At 71.6% G+C, this 17,260-nt stretch carries 14 protein-coding genes; 7 read left to right on the top strand and 7 right to left on the bottom strand.

Annotated elements, in window-relative coordinates:
• Positions 1–195 precede the first annotated feature (195 nt).
• From ACZ7EG_RS26825 to ACZ7EG_RS26810, 4 genes are all read right to left on the bottom strand, one after another.
• A complete protein-coding gene (locus tag ACZ7EG_RS26825) occupies positions 196–2,607 on the bottom strand; it encodes a SpoIIE family protein phosphatase (RefSeq protein ID WP_471083882.1) in 2,412 nt (803 codons plus the stop codon).
• 89 nt (positions 2,608–2,696) lie between these two features.
• Complete coding sequence (locus ACZ7EG_RS26820; protein WP_471083879.1) at positions 2,697–3,263, bottom strand: antibiotic biosynthesis monooxygenase; 567 nt, start codon at positions 3,261–3,263, stop codon at positions 2,697–2,699.
• 40 nt (positions 3,264–3,303) lie between these two features.
• Complete coding sequence (locus ACZ7EG_RS26815; RefSeq protein ID WP_471083876.1) at positions 3,304–3,684, bottom strand: hypothetical protein; 381 nt, start codon at positions 3,682–3,684, stop codon at positions 3,304–3,306.
• A 261-nt stretch (positions 3,685–3,945) separates the two neighbouring features.
• Positions 3,946–4,863: a MurR/RpiR family transcriptional regulator gene (locus ACZ7EG_RS26810; protein WP_471083873.1), complete on the bottom strand. Its 918-nt coding sequence runs from the start codon at positions 4,861–4,863 to the stop codon at positions 3,946–3,948.
• A 155-nt stretch (positions 4,864–5,018) separates the two neighbouring features.
• Here ACZ7EG_RS26810 and ACZ7EG_RS26805 point away from each other — a divergent pair, with 155 nt between their 5' ends.
• Positions 5,019–5,177: a hypothetical protein gene (locus tag ACZ7EG_RS26805; RefSeq protein ID WP_471083870.1), complete on the top strand. Its 159-nt coding sequence runs from the start codon at positions 5,019–5,021 to the stop codon at positions 5,175–5,177.
• A 57-nt stretch (positions 5,178–5,234) separates the two neighbouring features.
• Entirely contained in the window at positions 5,235–5,636 is a 402-nt protein-coding gene (locus ACZ7EG_RS26800) for a DUF3662 domain-containing protein (RefSeq protein ID WP_471083867.1), read from the top strand.
• A 19-nt stretch (positions 5,637–5,655) separates the two neighbouring features.
• Here ACZ7EG_RS26800 and ACZ7EG_RS26795 read toward each other — a convergent pair whose 3' ends face one another.
• The 3 genes from ACZ7EG_RS26795 to ACZ7EG_RS26785 form a co-directional block, all read right to left on the bottom strand.
• Positions 5,656–7,188, bottom strand: coding sequence for an ArnT family glycosyltransferase (locus ACZ7EG_RS26795; RefSeq protein WP_471083977.1), 1,533 nt, complete (start codon positions 7,186–7,188; stop codon positions 5,656–5,658).
• A gap of 161 nt (positions 7,189–7,349) precedes the next feature.
• Positions 7,350–9,269, bottom strand: coding sequence for a phosphatase PAP2 family protein (locus tag ACZ7EG_RS26790; RefSeq protein ID WP_471083864.1), 1,920 nt, complete (start codon positions 9,267–9,269; stop codon positions 7,350–7,352).
• Positions 9,270–9,470: 201 nt separating this feature from the next.
• Entirely contained in the window at positions 9,471–10,379 is a 909-nt protein-coding gene (locus ACZ7EG_RS26785; protein WP_471083861.1) for an N-acetylglucosamine kinase, read from the bottom strand.
• A gap of 252 nt (positions 10,380–10,631) precedes the next feature.
• Between ACZ7EG_RS26785 and ACZ7EG_RS26780 the strand changes: the two genes are divergently transcribed.
• The 5 genes from ACZ7EG_RS26780 (at position 10,632) to ACZ7EG_RS26760 (ending at position 17,033) form a co-directional block, all read left to right on the top strand.
• Positions 10,632–11,777, top strand: a complete 1,146-nt coding sequence (locus tag ACZ7EG_RS26780; RefSeq protein WP_471083858.1) for an ROK family protein — start codon at positions 10,632–10,634, stop codon at positions 11,775–11,777.
• Positions 11,778–12,051: 274 nt separating this feature from the next.
• Entirely contained in the window at positions 12,052–13,380 is a 1,329-nt protein-coding gene (locus ACZ7EG_RS26775; RefSeq protein WP_471083855.1) for an extracellular solute-binding protein, read from the top strand.
• A gap of 121 nt (positions 13,381–13,501) precedes the next feature.
• Positions 13,502–14,413, top strand: coding sequence for a carbohydrate ABC transporter permease (locus ACZ7EG_RS26770; RefSeq protein WP_471083852.1), 912 nt, complete (start codon positions 13,502–13,504; stop codon positions 14,411–14,413).
• A complete protein-coding gene (locus ACZ7EG_RS26765; RefSeq protein WP_471083850.1) occupies positions 14,410–15,312 on the top strand; it encodes a carbohydrate ABC transporter permease in 903 nt (300 codons plus the stop codon). The genes ACZ7EG_RS26770 and ACZ7EG_RS26765 overlap by 4 nt, the downstream gene beginning before the upstream one ends.
• Before the next feature lie 2 nt (positions 15,313–15,314).
• On the top strand, positions 15,315–17,033 hold the full coding sequence (locus ACZ7EG_RS26760; RefSeq protein WP_471083847.1) for a hypothetical protein: 1,719 nt from the start codon (positions 15,315–15,317) through the stop codon (positions 17,031–17,033).
• Positions 17,034–17,260: the final 227 nt, after the last annotated feature.

Below are 17,260 nucleotides of genomic sequence, written 5' to 3'. Positions count from 1 at the left end.
AACTGCACGACCATGCGGCTGCACCATGGGCCTGGGCGACGCACGAGACGCCCGAACCGCCGCGAACCGAAGGCCACGCCCATGAACGGCTCCCGCATCCCCGGCCTGGTGCTGCCCGCCCTGTTCCTGCTGGCCCTGCTCGTGGGCCTGTGGTGGTACTGGCGCCACCGCGGGGACTCGTGAGGCGGGCGTGCCCTACCGGTCCTGGACGCCAGGGACCCGGACGTCCACCACGCACACGTCGTCCCGCCGCACGTCGGGCAGCATCCGCGCGAGCAACGGACCCAGCGATCCGGGCCCGTCGCCGTGCGGCCCCGCCACCGCCTCGGCGAGCTGCTCCAGCCCTCGGTCGATGCTGTCCGGAGGGTGCTCGACCAGACCGTCGGTGTACAGGATGAGCCGGTCGCCCGGATCGAGACGGCACTCCGCCTCCTGGTACACCGGCCTGGTGGCCGCCCCGAGCAGCATGCCGCCGGGGCGGCGCAGGTACTGCGCCTCGCCGTCACGCAGCAGCAGCGGCGGGGGATGCCCCGCCTGGGCCCAGACCAGGCGCCGGCGACGCGGCTCGTAGCGGGCCAGCACCATCGTGGCTGTCGTGCGGGAGTCGCGTGAGTGCAGCAGCAGCGTGTTCAGCCGGGCGAGCGCACCGGTCAGGGACGAGCCCGTGATGACCATGCCCTTCGCGGTGAACCGGAGCTGGGCCATCGTGGCCACGGCGTCGACCCCGTGCCCGGCGACATCGCCGACCACCAGCAGTGCGTCCCCGTCGGGCAGTTCGATGGCACTGAACCAGTCACCGCCCACGTGCACACCCGACTGGGCCGGCAGATAGGCGACCTCGACGCGCAATCCGGCCAGATGCACGGGCCGGTTGGACATCGGCAGCAGCGCGTGCTGGAGCCGGGTGGCCAGGGTCCGCTCGGCCTGCAGGACGTCGTGCTGCGTCAGGATCGCCCGCTCGCTCTCGACCAGGGCCAGCTCCGCCCGCCGCCGGGCGGTCATGTCCTGTACGAAGCCATGCACCTCCACGGGTGTGCCGTGCCGGTCGGGCACCGCTTCCGCCACCAGCCGCAGATGCCGGATGCCGCCGCTCGTCCGGATCCGGAACGGCACATCGAACGGCCGCCCGTCATGGACGAGTTCATCGACCGCGCGCGTCAGCGCGGGCGTGTCCTCGGGCAGCGCGAGTTCCGGCACCTCGGCCAGACGCACCGGACCGTGCGCCGGGTCCCGGCCGACGAGGGAGAACACTTGCGTCGACCAGGACGCCTCCTGCGTGGCCAGGTTCCAGTTCGCCCAGCCGAGATTGCCCAGCCGCTGCAGGTCCGCCAGCCGCTGTTCCTGCCGGTCGGAGGAGCCGTGCCGGATCCACGAGACGACGAGGGCGTCGCCCAGCGGCGCCACCCGTGCCGCGTACACGGACAGCTCGGCGACGCCCGCCACGACCTCCTCGTGCGCGAACGGCTCGCCCTCGTACGCCGTCCCGGTGGCCAGCACCTGCAGACAGCCCCGCCACAGCGGCTCCGTCACCAGGGCCGGCCGCAGCTCCAGCAGCCGCCGCCCGGCCGGTTCCTCACCGGCCCGGCCCAGCAGGTCACCCACCTGGGCGGTCGCGGCCTCCACCCGGAAGTCCTCGGTCTCGCCCGTCGCGGTCCGCAGCGGCGTGAGCAGCATGGCCGCCACCGGCAGCGCCTCGAACAGCGCCTGCACCGCGTCCATGGCGGCGTCGGCGTCGCGCTCGGGCGGGATCTCGAAGGCGCGCAGCCGGCCGGCACACAGCCGGGTGACGCCCCGCAGATGGGCGCGGTCGCGTGGGGTGAACGCCCCGGCACGGCCGCGCAGCACACCGATGCAGACCTCGGCGGAGCCCGCGGCGAGCACGGGCAGCCAGGCCCGCGAGCGCCACCGGTCGGGAGGGTCCCCGATGAGCAGGTAGCGCCGCTCGTCCGCGGCGAAGTCCTCCAGCCAGCGCGGCTCGCCCGCCCGCAGCGCGTCCAGCGCCGCCATTCCGCTCAGCGGCGGCACCTGGCACCACTGGGCCGCCAGTTTGTCGTCGATCCCCGCGTGCCCGATCAGCCCCAGGCCGCCGTCGGGCCTGCGGGCGTAGATCAGGACGGCGTCCGCCGCCATGTCGGGGCCCAGATGCTCCAGCAGACACCGGGCGAGGTCGTGCGGTGTCGTCACCCGAACGAGGGCCTGGCCGAGGCGGGCCAGGGCGGCGGCGACGTCGTCCGGCGCGCCCGAGTCCTCCAGGGCACCTGACCGGCCGGGAGCCTCGCTGTCGTAGGACTCGCCGTCCGTGCCCGCTCCGCGGGGCATCGGCGCGAGCGTGCCGAGGGTGATCCAGCACTCCTCCAGCAGGGTGTGACGGGCGGACTTGGCCCGCTGGAGCAGCTGCTCGCCCGCCGCGTCCGCGGAACAGCCGGTCAGCGCCATCACGGCGCCCTTGGCCCGTTCCACGACAGCCGAGGTGGCCGCCTGGTCGCGCAACCGGTCCAGCTCGGCTCGCTGCCGGGCGACGATCTTGGCCAGTTCGACCAGGTCCGGTGCGGCACCGGGCTGCGCCGGCGTCACGGGCTCGCTCGTCACGCGTCGAGCATCGCACATCTGGCCCGATTCGCAGACCGCCTCGTGCGCACGAACTACTCGTCGGCCCCCATGGCCTCATGGGCCACATCAGCCCCGCGGAGAACAGATCAATTGCCGTCGTGCGGATACAGCCACAGCCGTAGCAGCCGGCTGAGCCGCGGCATCACCAGGTACGTCAGAAGGGGCAGCAGCACCAGCGGGAAGACGGCGGCCCGAAGGGGCAGCGGCCAGCCGGTCGTGTGCGGTGTCACCAGCCACTGGATGAGCAGGGTGAAGGGGTAGGCGCCGAGGAAGGTGGTGAGGACCATCTTCCAGCGGGGCGGAGCCTGCACGGTGGTGCCCGGCAGGCTGAACCAGGTCTCCATCCCGCTCGTCGACTGGCGTTCGCTGCTGACCTCGGTGGCGACGTCGTCGATCCGCCGGTGCCAGCGCGCACGCTCCTCGGACTCCAGCCAGGCGGCGAGCCGGTGCTGATCGGACCAGCGCAGCACCGCGTGGTAGCGGTGGCCGTCCTCGGGGGTCAGCCAGGAGACGCCCTCGTTGCCGGGGAACTGTCGCGCGCAGCGGGTGATGCCGTGCGTCCACTCCTCGAACCGCCGCTCCCGGCCAGGGCGCACCTGCCAGGTCAGGACCGTGGTCACCGGCTCACCGCGCCGGGCTTTCGTGGTGCTCATTCCCCTACGTGTGCCACGTGAGCCGCCGGTCATGCCCGGCTCACGGCTGGCGGTTCGCCTCCACCAGGGCCTGGGTGACCGCCCGGACGCTGCGCGCGATGTGCTGCAGCTGCATGACCTCGGCCGCGTACAGCTTGATCGTGTGCTCGATGACCCCCTCGTGCAGGCCCAGCCCGGGCAGGTCGGCCCGGGCGGTCTGCAGGGCGGTTCGGGCGACCCGGATCTCGTTCTGGACCTGGATGTGGGCGTGCCGGGCGAGGAGGACGGGGTGGCGGATGAACACGGGGTAGCCGGCGTAACGCGTGGGTACCAGTTCGCGCAGCCACTTGGCCGCCGAGCGCTCCCAGTCGTGGCTCCCCGGCGTCTTGACCTGGCAGGGCCAGTCGGGGCTGATGCGCGTGGTCGTCAGTTGCATGATCATCGCTTCCGGGTGTGCGGCGTCGTAAGGGTGGACGACGGGTCGTGGCGGCCCCGGCCTAGGGGATGACCGGGGCTGCCACGAACACCCGGGACCCGGAGTGGGTAGGACCCGGCTCCACGGGTGCGGAACGGATCCGGAACCGGCCGGGTCGCGATCCGTGAGCAGTATTTATATATGCCATCCGGTTTGCAAGGAGCATGAAAACATTCATGCGTGCTTTGTTGCGGATCGGTGTCCTCGTGGGATCCGCCGGGCGCCCGCTCAGTCCCTGAGGAAGAACTGGTGCTGGTCGGCGACCTGCTCGTACTCCTCCAGCCGCGCCTGCGTCCGCTCCGGATCCGCGTCCGTCATGGCCTGCAGCAGTGCCGAGCACATCACACCAGGGGCCGCGTAGGAGTCGAACACCAGCCGAGACCCCGTCCCGATGGCGAAGACGACGTCGGCCTCGTCCGCGAGCGGCCCGAGCGCCAGATCGGTGATCAGGGCGACCTTGAGCCCGGCGCCCCGCGCGACCCGCACGGCCGTCAGGGTCTCCTGGGCATGCCGGGGCATGGAGAAGGCCAGCACCCATGTCCCACCTGCCTCACGCGACTGCAGCAGCGCGTCGTAGGCGACGCTGCCGCCCCGCGTCACGAGGCGTACGTCCGGGTGGATCCGGCGGGCGGCGTAGGCGAAGTACTCGGCGAGCGAGACGGAGATGCGCAGCCCGAGGACCGTCAGGGGGGCCGACGACGAGAACTTGCGGCCGACGTCGATGACCACGTCGGGGTCGGCCAGGTCCCGCCGCAGGTTCTCCAGGTTCTCGATCTCGGCGTCGACCGCCGCCTGCAGTTCGTTGCCCCGTATCTCCTCGGCCGGGCCGACCGCGAGGGTGCCCAGCGCGATCGACTGCAGCTTCTCCCGCAGCGCGGGATATCCGCTGAAGCCGACCGCCGAGGCGAACCGCGTCACCGAGGGCTGGCTGACGCCGACCCTGTCCGCGAGATCCGTGATCGAAAGGAACGCCGCCTCGGTGATGTGCTCGATCAGGTACTGCGCGATGCGCCGCTGCCCCGGGGACAGCCGGGGACGGTCGAAGAGCGCCCTGAGCTGGGCGGACGGGGAGACCTCCGCTTCGGGGGCGGCCTTCCCCGAGGTGATCGCGGATGCCTGTGCGCGTGCCTGCTGCGGCGATGGCACCGGTGCGCCTCCTTCGTCTCCCACGGACGTTCAACATAGCTCACGCACATGGTGACCAGGGCTTCTCCGGACAGCATGAGCTGCCCGGCAGGGGGTTACCCGTACGCCGGGCGGGAACCCGCCGCCGCACGCGACCGAAGAGAGGAGCCGACGTCATGACCGTCCCCGAGGAGAACCGGCCCAAGACGGAGACCACCGACGAACTGCTGGAACAGCACGACGACCGCACGCGCCCGCCGGGCGCCACCGGCCGCACGATGCGCGAGGCCCTGGAGGAGGCCGAGGTGCGCCCCGACGACTTCGACGACCGCTAGGGGCGACCCCCCGGCACCCCCCGACCAACCGACGACGCTTCCGGCAGGAGAGACGGCATGGGCGCGCTGAGTGCGCTGGAACAGACCCTGGAGAACCGCTGGGACGCGCTGTGGGCGCGGCTCCTCGACAAGGAACCGGTCGAGGTCCTCGACGCCCTGCGGCGCGAGTGCGACGACAACGCCGTCGTGTGCCGTGAGGGCCGCGTCATGGTCCCCAACGCCTACGACGTGGAACTCCCCGACGACGTGCACGACCATCTGACCCGCACCGGCACCGACGTGGGCCAGGCCCTCACCGACAGCCTGGCCCGCCACGCGGAAGGCCGCGGCTACGAGTTCGCCGGCCCGCTGGCGGTCCACGTGGCGAGGTGCCCCGAAGTGCCCAACGGCCGCTACCGGGTGGCCAGCAGGGTCATGCAGCACGTGAGCGCGGACGGGTTCTTCTACGCGACCCACTGACCCGTGCGTGCCACGGCACTCAGCGGCGATACAGCGTGATCGAGTGCCCGACGTCGTCGACGGGGCGGCTGCCGCCGATCAACTCGGCCAGCCGCCCCGTGGCCTTCGCGGCCGCCGAGTCCGACACGGCCAGCAGTCCCCGCACGTCACGGACCGGCACCCGTCGGGGATCCGACGCCTCGATGCCGTAGGCGGACGGCACTCCACCGCCCTTGTACACGAGCCACACCCGCTCACCCGGATACCGCTCCCGCAGCCGGTCCGCGAGCCGCCCGAGGTCCTGCCCCCAGTCCACGTTCGAGTCGTGCAACCACTCCCGGGTCCGGCCCGGCCCGCCGAACGCCTCGTTGGAGTACGGCAGATAGCAGGGGTACGCCCGCACCGAACTCACCGCGACGAACGCGACCAGTACCGCCACCCCGACGGAAACCCACCGCCGCCGTACCTCCAGCACACACCCCGCCGCCACCGCGAAGAACAGCGGCAGGAACACGGCGTACCGGGTCCCGAAGTCCCGCGCCCCCTGCATGGCAGCCGCCAGCAGCACCAGGGGAACGGCCAGCACATAGGGTGCGGCAGGCCGCAGCCGCCGGACTCCCACGACGGCCGCGGCACCCCCGGCCCACAGCGCGAGCATCCCCAGCGGCGTCTTCACCAGCAGCGCGGCCGGCAGGTAGTACCAGAGCGAGCCGTCGTAGAGCCGCCCGAACAGGAACCCCTGCCAGGGCCGGTTCTCCAGTCCGAACTGCACGCGCATCCCGTCCCGGTAGGCCTCCGGGAACGGCATCAGCTCCACCAGCAGCCCCCGCAGCCCGTGCACCACCGGCACATGCTGCTCGGGAACCCAGCGCAGCCGCGGATCGACCATCAGATAGGTGACCCACACGACGGCGACCGCGATCAGGGCCACACCTGACGCCGCCACCACGGCCCGGCGCCGGCTGCCCCCGGACGCCCGCCGCACGGACACCGCGGCCAGCACCATCACCACCGGCACGGCGGGCAACGTGCTCATCTTCGTGGCCAGTGCCGCGCCGAGGGCGATCCCCGCGAGCGGCACGTACAGCCGCGGTTTCCGGCGCGCCCGCCACACCAGCCACGCCGAGGTCAGCGCGAACCCGGCGGCCGGCACGTCGAGGGTGGCGAGCGAGCCGTGGGCGATGACGTCGGGGGAGAAGCAGTACAGCGCTAGAGCGGCCGATCCCGCGACGGGACCGGCCAGTTCACGGGCGAAGGCGAACACCACCAGCCCGAACGACAGGGTCAGCGCGATCATCGGAAGGCGCGCCCACAGCATCAAACGCCAGGGGTCGTTGCCCGACCCGTACAGCAGATCGCGGCCGGACCGCCCCTGGTCCCCGGCGAAGGCGGCATCGACGTGCGGATCCGCGAGGGCGACCCCCGCTCCGATGACCAGCTTGCCGAGCGGCGGATGCTCGGGGTTGTGCCGCAGCCGGTGCTCGTGCACGTACTCGGCGGCCGTGCCGACGTACACCGGTTCGTCGATGGTCGGGGTCTGCTGTACGGCGGTCGTGACCATCGCGAAGGCCATCTGGGCGAGCAGCACGGCCACGAGGAGGGGCACCGGCCACCGTCTGCCCGGCCCTGGCGTGGTGCCGGCCGGGGGCGACAGCGACACGGGCCGCGAACGGCGGGAGCGATCCGGAGGTCCCTCATGGACCCACTGTGCATCGGCCCCCGCCGAAGAAAGCGCTACCGCCTCACGAGTCGCACCGACAGGCCGTCAGCCGTGTACACCGGCACGGCCCGCAGGGACGTCGAGTCCAGCTCGACACGGTCGAACCGGCCGCGCAGCTGCGAAGCCGTCAGGACGGGAACGGTCGTCCCGGCGACCGGCGGCCGCTCGGCGTCGAGCCGCAGGGACAGCACGCTGCCGCGGCCCAGCAGAACCCGTCGGCTCACGGTCAGGGCCGGGCCGTGGCTCCCGCGCAGCGGCAGCTCCAGCGTCGACTCGCCCTCCTGGACGTACGAGCCGCGTACCCGCGCGACCTTGTCCGCGCGGAGCGTGCCGCCGGTGACGTGCACGTCGCCCTCGCCGAGGGCGCCCGGCGAGGCGGCGACCAGGGTGCCGGCCTCGACGGTGGTTCCGCCGTGGTAGCAGTTGTGGCCCGTGAGGGTGAGCGTGCCCGAACCCCGCTTGGTCAGACCGCCGTCGCCCTCGATGTCGTTGCGCCAGCTGTCGGCCGCGTGGAAGCCCCCGGCCGTCGCGTCCAGCGTCACGATGACGTCCCGCTCGAAGGCGCCGTAACCGTCCGCCGCGGCGAACAGGTTGAGCCGGCCCCACTGTTCGAAGCCGTCCAGCAGGACGTACCCCGACGGCAGCGCGGTCGTCCGCAGCACCTCGCGCCGCTGGGCCGCGGTCAGGTACGGCAGCCGCGTCTCCAGCAGCACCTCCGCACCCTTCGGTACCGCGAGCGGGTCCTTACGGCCCCGGCGGGGCAGGATGTACGTCAGCCGGGGCCGGACCGCACGGGAGTTGGCCTCCCGGTCGGCGTAGGGGTCGGTGCCGGTGTCCGCGGAGTGCGCGTACGTGTACAGGGTGTCGGCCGTCGTACCGGTCTTCTCCGTGAAGTAGGCCAGGGCCTGGGCGCGGGCCGCCGCCTTGAGCCCGGAGTTGGCCGGGTCCGCCAGGGTGGCGGCGGCCAGCGCGGTGGCCATGATCCGGCCGCCGAGCACATCGACGGGGGAGTGCATGCCGGCGACGATCCGGGTGTGGGCGAGTTCCAGGGCGCGCGTCACCAGCTCCTGGAAACGCTCGGGAACCGCGTACGCGTAGGCCAACGAGGCCAGGTGCAGGGCGTTGGTGTGGCCGCTGGGGAAACCGCCGTCCTCGGCCGGCTTGTCGCTGCGCTGGCGCAGCAGCTGCGGGGCGACCACGACCTTCGACTCGTACACCGGGAAGCCGAACTCGTCCTTCCTGCCGGTGTCGACGACCTCGCTGTCCTCGTTCATCCGCCACGGCCGCGGGTACAGATAGGCGAACTTGGCGGGGTTGCCGGAAGCCCAGTTGCCACGCAGGGTGTCCACCAGCCGGGCCACCTGGCCCAGTTCGGAGTCGTACGAGCCGGCGCCCAGCGCGGAGCCCGCCGGGGCGCCGGCGGGCACGGCGTCGTCGATCTTGGCCGGTGGTGTGCCGTCCGGGGCGCTGGTGATCGACGTGACCGCCTTGGCCCCCGTCTTGTAGAGCGGGGCGAGCGGGCCGAGTCCGTCGATCATGGCGTAGCTCTGGTGCTGGCGGTCGACGACGAAGGCCTGCTTCGCCTCCGCGTCGGTGCGTTCGGTGGTGATCCGCTCGCAGTAGCGCACGTTGGCGCGCAGGACGTCCGGCATGAGGGGGGTGCCGGTGTTCCAGGCGCCGCCGGTCTTCCATACCTGGGCGAAGCCCCCCAGGGCCCGGACGACCGCGTTGGTCTCGGGGGTCTGGTTCGCCAGGACGTTGGTCTTGTAGTCGTCGACGAACGCGGCGGGAGCGGTGGCTGCCTTGGCGTCCGCGGCGCCCAGCCACCCGACGAAGGCCGGCGCGGCGACCAGCGCGGCCGAGCCGCCCAGGGAGGTTCTGAGGAAACCCCTCCGGTTCAGGGTGGGGGAGTGGTGCCCGGCGGATGACGGCATGGGGGTGCCTCTCTTCAGTTCTGCGGCCCTGCGGCCGGGTGCGGTCGTGCGGACGTGCCTGATGCGACGGGGAGTTGAGTGCCCCGTGCGTCAGGTGGTGCTACGAGCGAAGAACTACGGCCGGGTCGTGTCCCGTCGGCGAGGGTGCTGCGGCCGGGACATGTCCCGCGGGTGAACGAGGGGGCCCCGTGCCCCGGCGCGTCACAGCAGCGAGCGTGCCAGTGCCACCGCGCCCTCGACCGGCGGCTCTCGCAGCGGCCTGGTACGGGCCGCCGGCACGGTGTCGGCGAGGGCCACGGTGAAGGCGTCGTAGAGCGCGGGCTGGGACAGCACGGTGCCGCCCGCGACCACCACGTCGTCGACGACGGCCCCGCGCGCGGCGAGACGGGCGACGAGTGCGGCGAGGGAGCGGCCCGCCTCGGCGATCACGGCACGGGCGAGCGTCGAGCCCGCCTCGGCGGCCGTGAAGACGACGGGAGCGTGCCGGCCCCACTCGGCGGACACGTCGGTGGCACTCTCCAGGGCCGCGCCCAGCGCCGGTACCTCCGGCACGCCCAGCGAGGCCACGAGGCCCAGCGCCAGCTCGTCGGGTTCCTCGCCCCGGTCGTGCGCCGCCCAGGCGGCACGGGCTGCCTCCCGGACGAGACCGGCGGCGCCGCCCTCGTCGCCGAGCACGGCGCCCCAGCCGCCCACCTGCACCGTGGTGCCGTCGGGCAGCCGCCCGACGGCGACGGACCCGGTGCCGGCGACCAAGCCGACACCCTTGTCCAGACCGGCGGCGGGGACGAGGAGCTCCGCGTCGCCCACGACCAGCGCCGGCACGCCGAAGGCACGCTCCAGAGCGGCGCGGATCCGCGCGCACTGGCGGGGCGTCTCGCAGGCGTGCGCGCCCACGGCGAGAGCCGAGGGCCGGGCGTCGGCCGGCAGGGTCTCGCGGACCAGGCCGGTCAGCCAGCCGGCCGCGGCCGCGGGGTCGTGCGGCCGCCAGCCGGCGCTCGAACGGACGTGATCGACGACGCGGTGGCCCCCCGCTAGGGCTCGGAGGTGCGTCTTGGTGCCGCCCACGTCGATGCCGAGCACGAGAGAGCTGGCGAGGTCGGAGTCCTGCACGGATCCTCTTTCGTCGGTGCGCAGTGCTGCGACGGCGGGCGAACCGTGCCTGAGAGAAGGGCAGTCGAGAACTCTGGAAGCCCCGGGACGGGCCTCTGGCGGAGTCATGGCAGGCGAGTACCGTGACGTTCGTTAGGAAGTTAACTAACGAAGTACAGTGCGTCAAGAGGAATCCCATCGCCGCATCCAGGGAGCCGTTCGCGAAGCCGACCGCCCCGGGGAGAGCGGCCCATGACCTGTGTGGGGTAACTGTTGGAACAAGACCTGGCAAGAGCCCCCCGCCTGACCGAGAGCGCGGGCGCGGTGTTCGCCGTGCTGGCCGGGGCCGGCCGTGCGACCCGGCCCCAGCTCGCGAGCCTCGCGGGCCTGTCCAAACCGACGGTGTCCTCCGCCGTCGCGGAACTGGAGAGCGTCCGGCTCGCCGCCCACTCCGGCACCGCCTCCAGCGGCACCGGGCGCAACGCCGCCGTCTACCGTCTCGGGCCGGCCGCGGGGGCCGTGCTCGCCATCGACCTCGGCCCCGCCCTCACCAGGGTCCGCGGCTGCGCCCTGGACGGCACACTGCTCGCCGAGGCCACCGGGCCCCGGGAGGGCGCCGCCGGCGTCGTGCGCGAGGCGCTCGACGCGCTGCCCGCCGACGCCCCGCTGAGGACCATCGTCGTCGCCGTCGGTGACGTCACCGCGCCGCGCAAGGAGGGCACCGGTATGCGTCCGGCGACCGCCAAGGCCGGTCCCCTCTTCGACGCCGTGGCCGTCGCGCTGCCGCCGGGCGTCCCCGTCCACCTGGAGAACAACGTCAACTGCGCCGCCCTCGCCGAGCTGCACGAAGGCGCCGCCCGGGGCCGGAACATCTTCGGCTACCTGCGGATCGGCGTCGGTATCGGCCTCGGCGTCGTCATCGGCGGCCAGGTGCTGCGCGGGGCGAACGGCGCCGCCGGTGAGCTGGCCCGGATTCCCTACCCGTGGGACGACGGCCGCGAGCCCCGCCACGAAGCCCTGGAGGAGTACATCGGTTCGCGCTCGCTGCTGCGGCGCGCTGCCGAGGCCTGGCCGGACAGCGACGGACCGTGCCCCCGCACCGCCGAGGAGCTCTTCGCCCTCGCCGGACAGGGCCGCGCCGCCGCCCGCGCCGTGGTCGACCGCCATGCCGTGGACGTGGGCCGGCTGGCCGCCGCCGTGACCGCGGTGCTGGACCCGGGGCTGGTCGTACTGGGGGGCAGCACCGGCGCGTACCCGCAGCTCCTGCACGGTGTCCGGGCCGAACTCGCCCGGCTGAGCTGGCCCACCGAAGTCGTCAGCAGCACGGTCGGCGATCTCGGTACCGTCGTGGGTGCCGCCAGGCTCGCGGTTTCCCGAGGAGTCCAAACCGTGACCGAGGTCGCCGGGGCGAAGGATTGACGGCTTCCGACTCGTCGTGCCAATGTCCGGACAAGCGCTTTCTGAGTCGGCCGGGACGCCGACTCCGGGTGAGCCTCCCGCCCGTACGCGAAGTACGGCAGCCGCACGAGGGCGTGCTTGTGCGACGCCGGCCGTCATGGCCGGGGACCCCACCCGTCAAGGCGACGCGGCCGGGCGAGGCCGTGCCCCCGGAAAGCGAAAATTTCCTGCAAATGCACCCGTGCCGCCTCGGCTGGCGCCGTGCTTCTTCCGCTACGAAGAAAAGGGATCGAAGATGATCAGTGTGGGTGTGCGGCGCTCCCGCCGACTCGGCCGCGGCGGCATACGCCGCGTGGTTCCCCTCGCTGCCGTGGCCACGGCAGGTGCTCTTCTGCTCTCCGCCTGCGGGTCGGATTCCGGCTCGGGCGGGACGTCCAAGTCGCTGACGTTCTGGGTCTCCACGGTTCCGGGGCAGGACGCGGGCTGGAAGAAGATGGTGTCGCAGTACAAGAAGGACACCGGCGTCACCGTCAAGCTCGTCAACATCCCCTACGACGGCTACACGACGAAGCTGCACAACGCCGCCCAGGCGAACTCCCTGCCCGACGTGGCGGCCGTGCCGGCGCTGGACCCGATCTGGTCGAGCAAGCTGATCGACCTCAGCTCCATCGCCAACAAGAAGAGCAACAAGATCAACGCCAACTTCCTGGCGAAGGACTCCTCCGGGAAGGTGCTGTCCATCCCCTCGGACGTCACCGCGTCCGGGCTGTTCATCAACAAGTCGCTGTTCAAGAAGGCCGGCGTCTCCTTCCCGACCTCGCCCCAGAAGACCTGGAGCTGGACCGAATTCATCGCCGCGGCGAACAAGGTCCGCGAGAAGACCGGCGCCAAGTACTCCCTGACCTTCGACCAGTCGCCGTCCCGGCTGCGCGCCATGGTGTACGAGATGGGCGGGAAGTACGTCCACGCGGACTCCTCCGGCAAGTTCTCGGTGGACGCGGCGACCAAGAAGGCCGTGAACACCTTCGTCGGGTGGAACGACAACAAGACCATGCCGAAGTCGGTGTGGACCAGCGGCGCCGACCCGTCCGCCATGTTCCAGAGCGGTGACGTGGTCGCCTACTGGTCCGGCGTGTGGCAGGTCGCCGCCTTCTCCGAGAGCATCAAGAAGTTCGACTGGGCCAGCGTCCCGACTCCCGCCCAGCCGGTGCAGGCCAGCGACGTCAACAGCGGCGGCATGATGGTCGGCTTCAACAACAACGGTGACGCGGCCACCGCCGCGCAGAAGTTCCTGTCCTGGGTCTACGAGCCGGACCACTACCGCGTGCTGTGCGAGTCCTCCGGATTCCTGCCGGTCGAGAACGGTCTGAACCCGAAGTACCCCTTCTCCTCCGAGGCGGCGCAGGCGGCGTTCAAGCTGTACAACGAGTCGATCCCGCTCTACGCCCCGATCTCCGGCTACTTCAACAACGCGCAGACGCAGTGGGTGCTGAAGGGCAAGAGCCTCACCGAGGACCCGACCAAGACGGAGCTCGGCAAGGCGATCAACGGCCAGCAGTCGTCCGACAAGGCTCTCGAGAACATCGTGGCCGGCTACAACCAGCAGGTCGGCGGCGGATCGTAGGCCTGGGGGGCCGGGCGGCGTGGGGTGAGACACCGCCGCCCGGCCCTGGACGCGCCCCTTGTTGCCGGGCTCATGGCGTGAGCCCACCTGCTATCCCTTCCACCAGCACGGAGTCAGGAAGATGACAAAACGCGCCTCGGACGTGTCCGCGAGCCCGCCCAGGAGACGCAGTAAGTACACCCTTGCGCCGCTCGTCCTCATCGCGGCCAACGTCGTGCTCTTCGCGCTGTTCTTCGTCTGGCCGGCGGTGATCGGGCTCCTCTACTCCTTCACGAACTACACCGGAGTGGGAGTGTTCCAGTTCATCGGACTGGACAACTACTCCAACCTGTTCGGGGACTCCACGTTCTACGACGCGCTCACCCGGACGCTGCTGTACACCGTCCTCTTCGTCCCGCTGAACTTCGCGCTCTCGCTGCTCGCCGCCCACCTGGTGGTGAACAAACACGCCAAGGGCTCGTCGGTCGCCCGCGTCATCTTCTTCATCCCGTGGCTGCTGTCGCCCATCGTCGTCGGCGTCCTGTGGCGGTGGCTGTTCGGTGAGAACTTCGGACTGGTCAACTACGTCATCGAGAAGCTCGGCGGCGACGCCGTTCCGTGGCAGTCGAACGCGGACCTGTCGCTGCTGGTGGTGGTGATGGCGGCAGCCTGGGCGTGGACGGGTTTCACGATGCTGCTGTTCATCGCGGCGATCAAGAACGTCCCGGTGTCGTACTACGAGGCGGCCGAGCTCGACGGCGCCGGTTCGTGGCGCAAGTTCGTCAGCATCACGCTGCCGAGCATCGCGCCCACCTCCTTCATCGTCATCCTGCTCAACACGATCAACGCGATGAAGGAATACCCGGTGTTCGTCGCCCTCAACAACGGCGGACCCGGAACCTCGAACAACCTGCTGGTCCAGTACATCTACGAGACCGGCTTCAAACGGGGCCAGATCGGCTACGCGAGCGCCGCGTCGTTCGTGCTCATGCTCATCCTGATGGCCGTCGCGATCGTCCAGCTGATCGTCAACCGGCGGGTGGAGAACCGATGACAACCACAGACATGCCACGCCCGCTCGATGCCGATGCCAAACAGCCGGTGTCCAGGAAGCGGCCCCGCAACGCGGTCGGCGGCGGGCTCCGGCGGGCGGTGCCCGCGACGACACTGCTGTGGATCCTGGCGTGCCTGTACGGTCTGCCGGTGCTGTGGTTCATCCTCAGTTCCCTCAAGCCGTCCAGTGACCTGTTCTCCTATCCGCTGACGCTGGTCCCGCACAACCCCACCCTGTCGGGATTCAAGGCGGCGTGGGACAGCGCCAACTTCTCCCAGTACTTCATCAACACGGCCATCGTGTGCGTGATCACGACGATCCTCACGGTGGGAGTCAGCTGCTGCACCGGGTACGCGCTGGCCAAGTACGACAACAAGTGGCTCAAGGTCTTCTTCCTCTGCATCCTGGCCACCACGATGCTGCCGTCCGAGGTCATGCTCGCCCCGGAGTTCCTGGTGGTGCGCAACCTCGGCCTCTACAACTCGTTCGCCGGCATCATCCTCCCGGCCGTGCTCACCGCGACCGGATGCTTCATGTTCCGTCAGTTCTTCCTGACGGTTCCCGACGAACTCGTGGAGGCCGCCCGCATCGACGGCGCCCGCGAGCTGTCGATCTTCCTGCGGATCATGGTGCCGATCTCCCGGCCCATCATGCTGACCCTCGCCATCCTGTCCTTCCAGTGGCGGTGGAACGACTACATCTGGCCGCTGCTGATGCTCAACGACCCCGACAAGTTCACCGTGCAGATCGGCATCCAGAGCATCGTCGGCGCGCAGAACATCAACTGGTCGGTCCTGCTCGGCGCATCGGTCATCTCCATGATCCCCCTGATCGCCATCTTCCTGGTCTTCCAGCGCTACGTCATGGGCGCCGACATCAACGCCGGACTGAAGGACTGACCTTGCCCACGCCGCTCGACCACGAGTTCGTCCGTGCGGTGGCCGGCGCCGCCGACCGGCCGGCCGCCCCGCTGGCGGCCGCCCCCGACGAGGAACCCGCCGGCGTGGCCCACCGCGCTCTGGCACGCCGGGTGAAAACGCTGATCGCGGCCTACCGGTCCCCGGACTCGGCACTGCACGGCAGCGGGCAGGCCATCGCCGCCGCGACCACCCACCTCCGCTCACTGCGGGCCGCGCAGACGGCCACCGGCCTCTTCGCCGGCGGCGACAACGTGCAGTCCCCGCCGGACTCCGCGTTCACGGTCAACGACGTCTGCGACGCGCACGTGCTGGCCGCCGACGGAGGGCCGGAACTGCGCGACGTCACGGCCGCGCTCGCCGAGATCGCCCGCGCCGCCTCCGGCAGTCTCCTGACCGGTGGGGTGCACACCCCGAACCACCGCTGGGAGCTGTGCGCCGCGCTGGCCCGGCTGCACCGGTCGTTCCCCGACGACCGGCTCCTCGACCGCGTCGAGGAGTGGCTCTCCGAGGGCGTCGACATCGACGCGGAGGGCCTGTACTCGGAGCGGAGCGCCAACTACGCGGCTCACGTCTCCAACCCTTCGCTGCTCCTGCTGGCCGACGTGCTCGGCCGCGCCGACCTGCTGGACGCCGTCGAACGCAATCTCACCACCACCCTGGACCTCATCAGGCCGGACGGCACGGTGGAGACGGTCCACTCGCGTCGCCAGGACCAGAAGCACCCGTTCCCGCTGGCGCCCTACCTGCCGCACTACCGGCTGCTCGCGATCCGCACCGGCCGGGGCGACTTCAGCCGGGCGGCGACGCTGGCGGCCGCCGGCGGCATCGAAGACCCCGACCTGCTCGCCCAGACCCTCCTCACCCCGGACCTGTGCCGCGTGCTGCCGGCACCGGCCGCGGAGACCCTGCCACGCGGCCGGTACCTCACCACCGCGCGCCTGGCCGCACGCGCCTCGGCCACCGCGCACACGGTGCTGTACGGCGGCTCCGACGTGCCCGAGCACCGGCGTATCCGCTCGGGCCTCGCCTGCAACCCCACCTTCCTGCGCCTGTTCGCCGGTGACGCGGTCCTGGACGCGGTCCGCCTCTCGCGGGGCTTCTTCGACCTGGGCCCGTTCCGCGCCGCCGACATGCACCAGCCCGCCGACCACCGGTACCGGCTCACCGAAACCCTCACGGCCGCCTACTACCGGCCGCTGCCGCCGGACCGGCGCCGGGACGACGGTGCCTACCGGATGGCGGACGAGGGACGCTTCTCGGCCGCGATGGCCTTCCCCGACCGGCCTCGGGACGAGGTCTCCCACACGACCCGCGTCGAGGTCGACCTGCGGGAGGACGGTGCCGATCTGCTCATCGACATCAGCGGACCACGGGTGCCCTGGGCCCTCGAACTGACCTTCCGGCCGGGTGGCGTGCCGGAGGGCGCCGTACCGATCGGCGACAGCCGCTGGTGTCTGACGACCGGGCCGATGACCTACCGGGCCGGTGCCGACGAGATCCGGATCCAGGCCGACGTCCAGGCAGGTGAACCGCTGGCCGGGCCGGACCGGAGCGAGGTACTCCAATACGACCCGGGGCAGGATTACACCGTGGTGGGCGGCACCGACGCGACGACCGGGAACCGTGTCTACATCGGTGGACTCGGCCCGCACACACTGACCGTCGCACTGCGCGCCCGTCGGACCGCACCCGCCGGGTGACTCCGGTGACCCACGCCAGGGCCGTCCCCGGGCGGGCGGGTGTACACGGAGGACAACCCCGGATACCCGGACCACCGCGTCCGCGACGCGTGTCCGCCGTACCCCCGGTGGGGCGGTGGCGTCGCTCGGAGGGCCGGCGGGGGACGTCGGCGCCGTCGGCCGTCACGCGCGCGCTGCGCCATGGCCGCCGACCCCGCCGTGCATGTCATGGGCGAGGACGTCGGCGC

Source organism: Streptomyces sp. NPDC037100, assembly GCF_055606225.1.
The sequence above is the reverse complement of the archived record's forward strand: the minus strand, read 5'-3'. Positions and strand labels throughout refer to the sequence as shown.

What these genes read in the sequence shown, in the direction of transcription:
- ACZ7EG_RS26805 (WP_471083870.1), top strand. Translation starts at nt 5,019, where the DNA reads ATGACCGTCCCCGAGGAGAACCGGCCCAAGACGGAGACCACCGACGAA.
- ACZ7EG_RS26770 (WP_471083852.1), top strand. Translation starts at nt 13,502, where the DNA reads ATGACAAAACGCGCCTCGGACGTGTCCGCGAGCCCGCCCAGGAGACGC.
- ACZ7EG_RS26825 (WP_471083882.1), bottom strand. Translation starts at nt 2,607, where the DNA reads ATGTGCGATGCTCGACGCGTGACGAGCGAGCCCGTGACGCCGGCGCAG.
- ACZ7EG_RS26820 (WP_471083879.1), bottom strand. Translation starts at nt 3,263, where the DNA reads ATGAGCACCACGAAAGCCCGGCGCGGTGAGCCGGTGACCACGGTCCTG.
- ACZ7EG_RS26775 (WP_471083855.1), top strand. Translation starts at nt 12,052, where the DNA reads ATGATCAGTGTGGGTGTGCGGCGCTCCCGCCGACTCGGCCGCGGCGGC.
- ACZ7EG_RS26765 (WP_471083850.1), top strand. Translation starts at nt 14,410, where the DNA reads ATGACAACCACAGACATGCCACGCCCGCTCGATGCCGATGCCAAACAG.
- ACZ7EG_RS26815 (WP_471083876.1), bottom strand. Translation starts at nt 3,684, where the DNA reads ATGATCATGCAACTGACGACCACGCGCATCAGCCCCGACTGGCCCTGC.
- ACZ7EG_RS26800 (WP_471083867.1), top strand. Translation starts at nt 5,235, where the DNA reads ATGGGCGCGCTGAGTGCGCTGGAACAGACCCTGGAGAACCGCTGGGAC.
- ACZ7EG_RS26790 (WP_471083864.1), bottom strand. Translation starts at nt 9,269, where the DNA reads ATGCCGTCATCCGCCGGGCACCACTCCCCCACCCTGAACCGGAGGGGT.
- ACZ7EG_RS26795 (WP_471083977.1), bottom strand. Translation starts at nt 7,188, where the DNA reads ATGGCCTTCGCGATGGTCACGACCGCCGTACAGCAGACCCCGACCATC.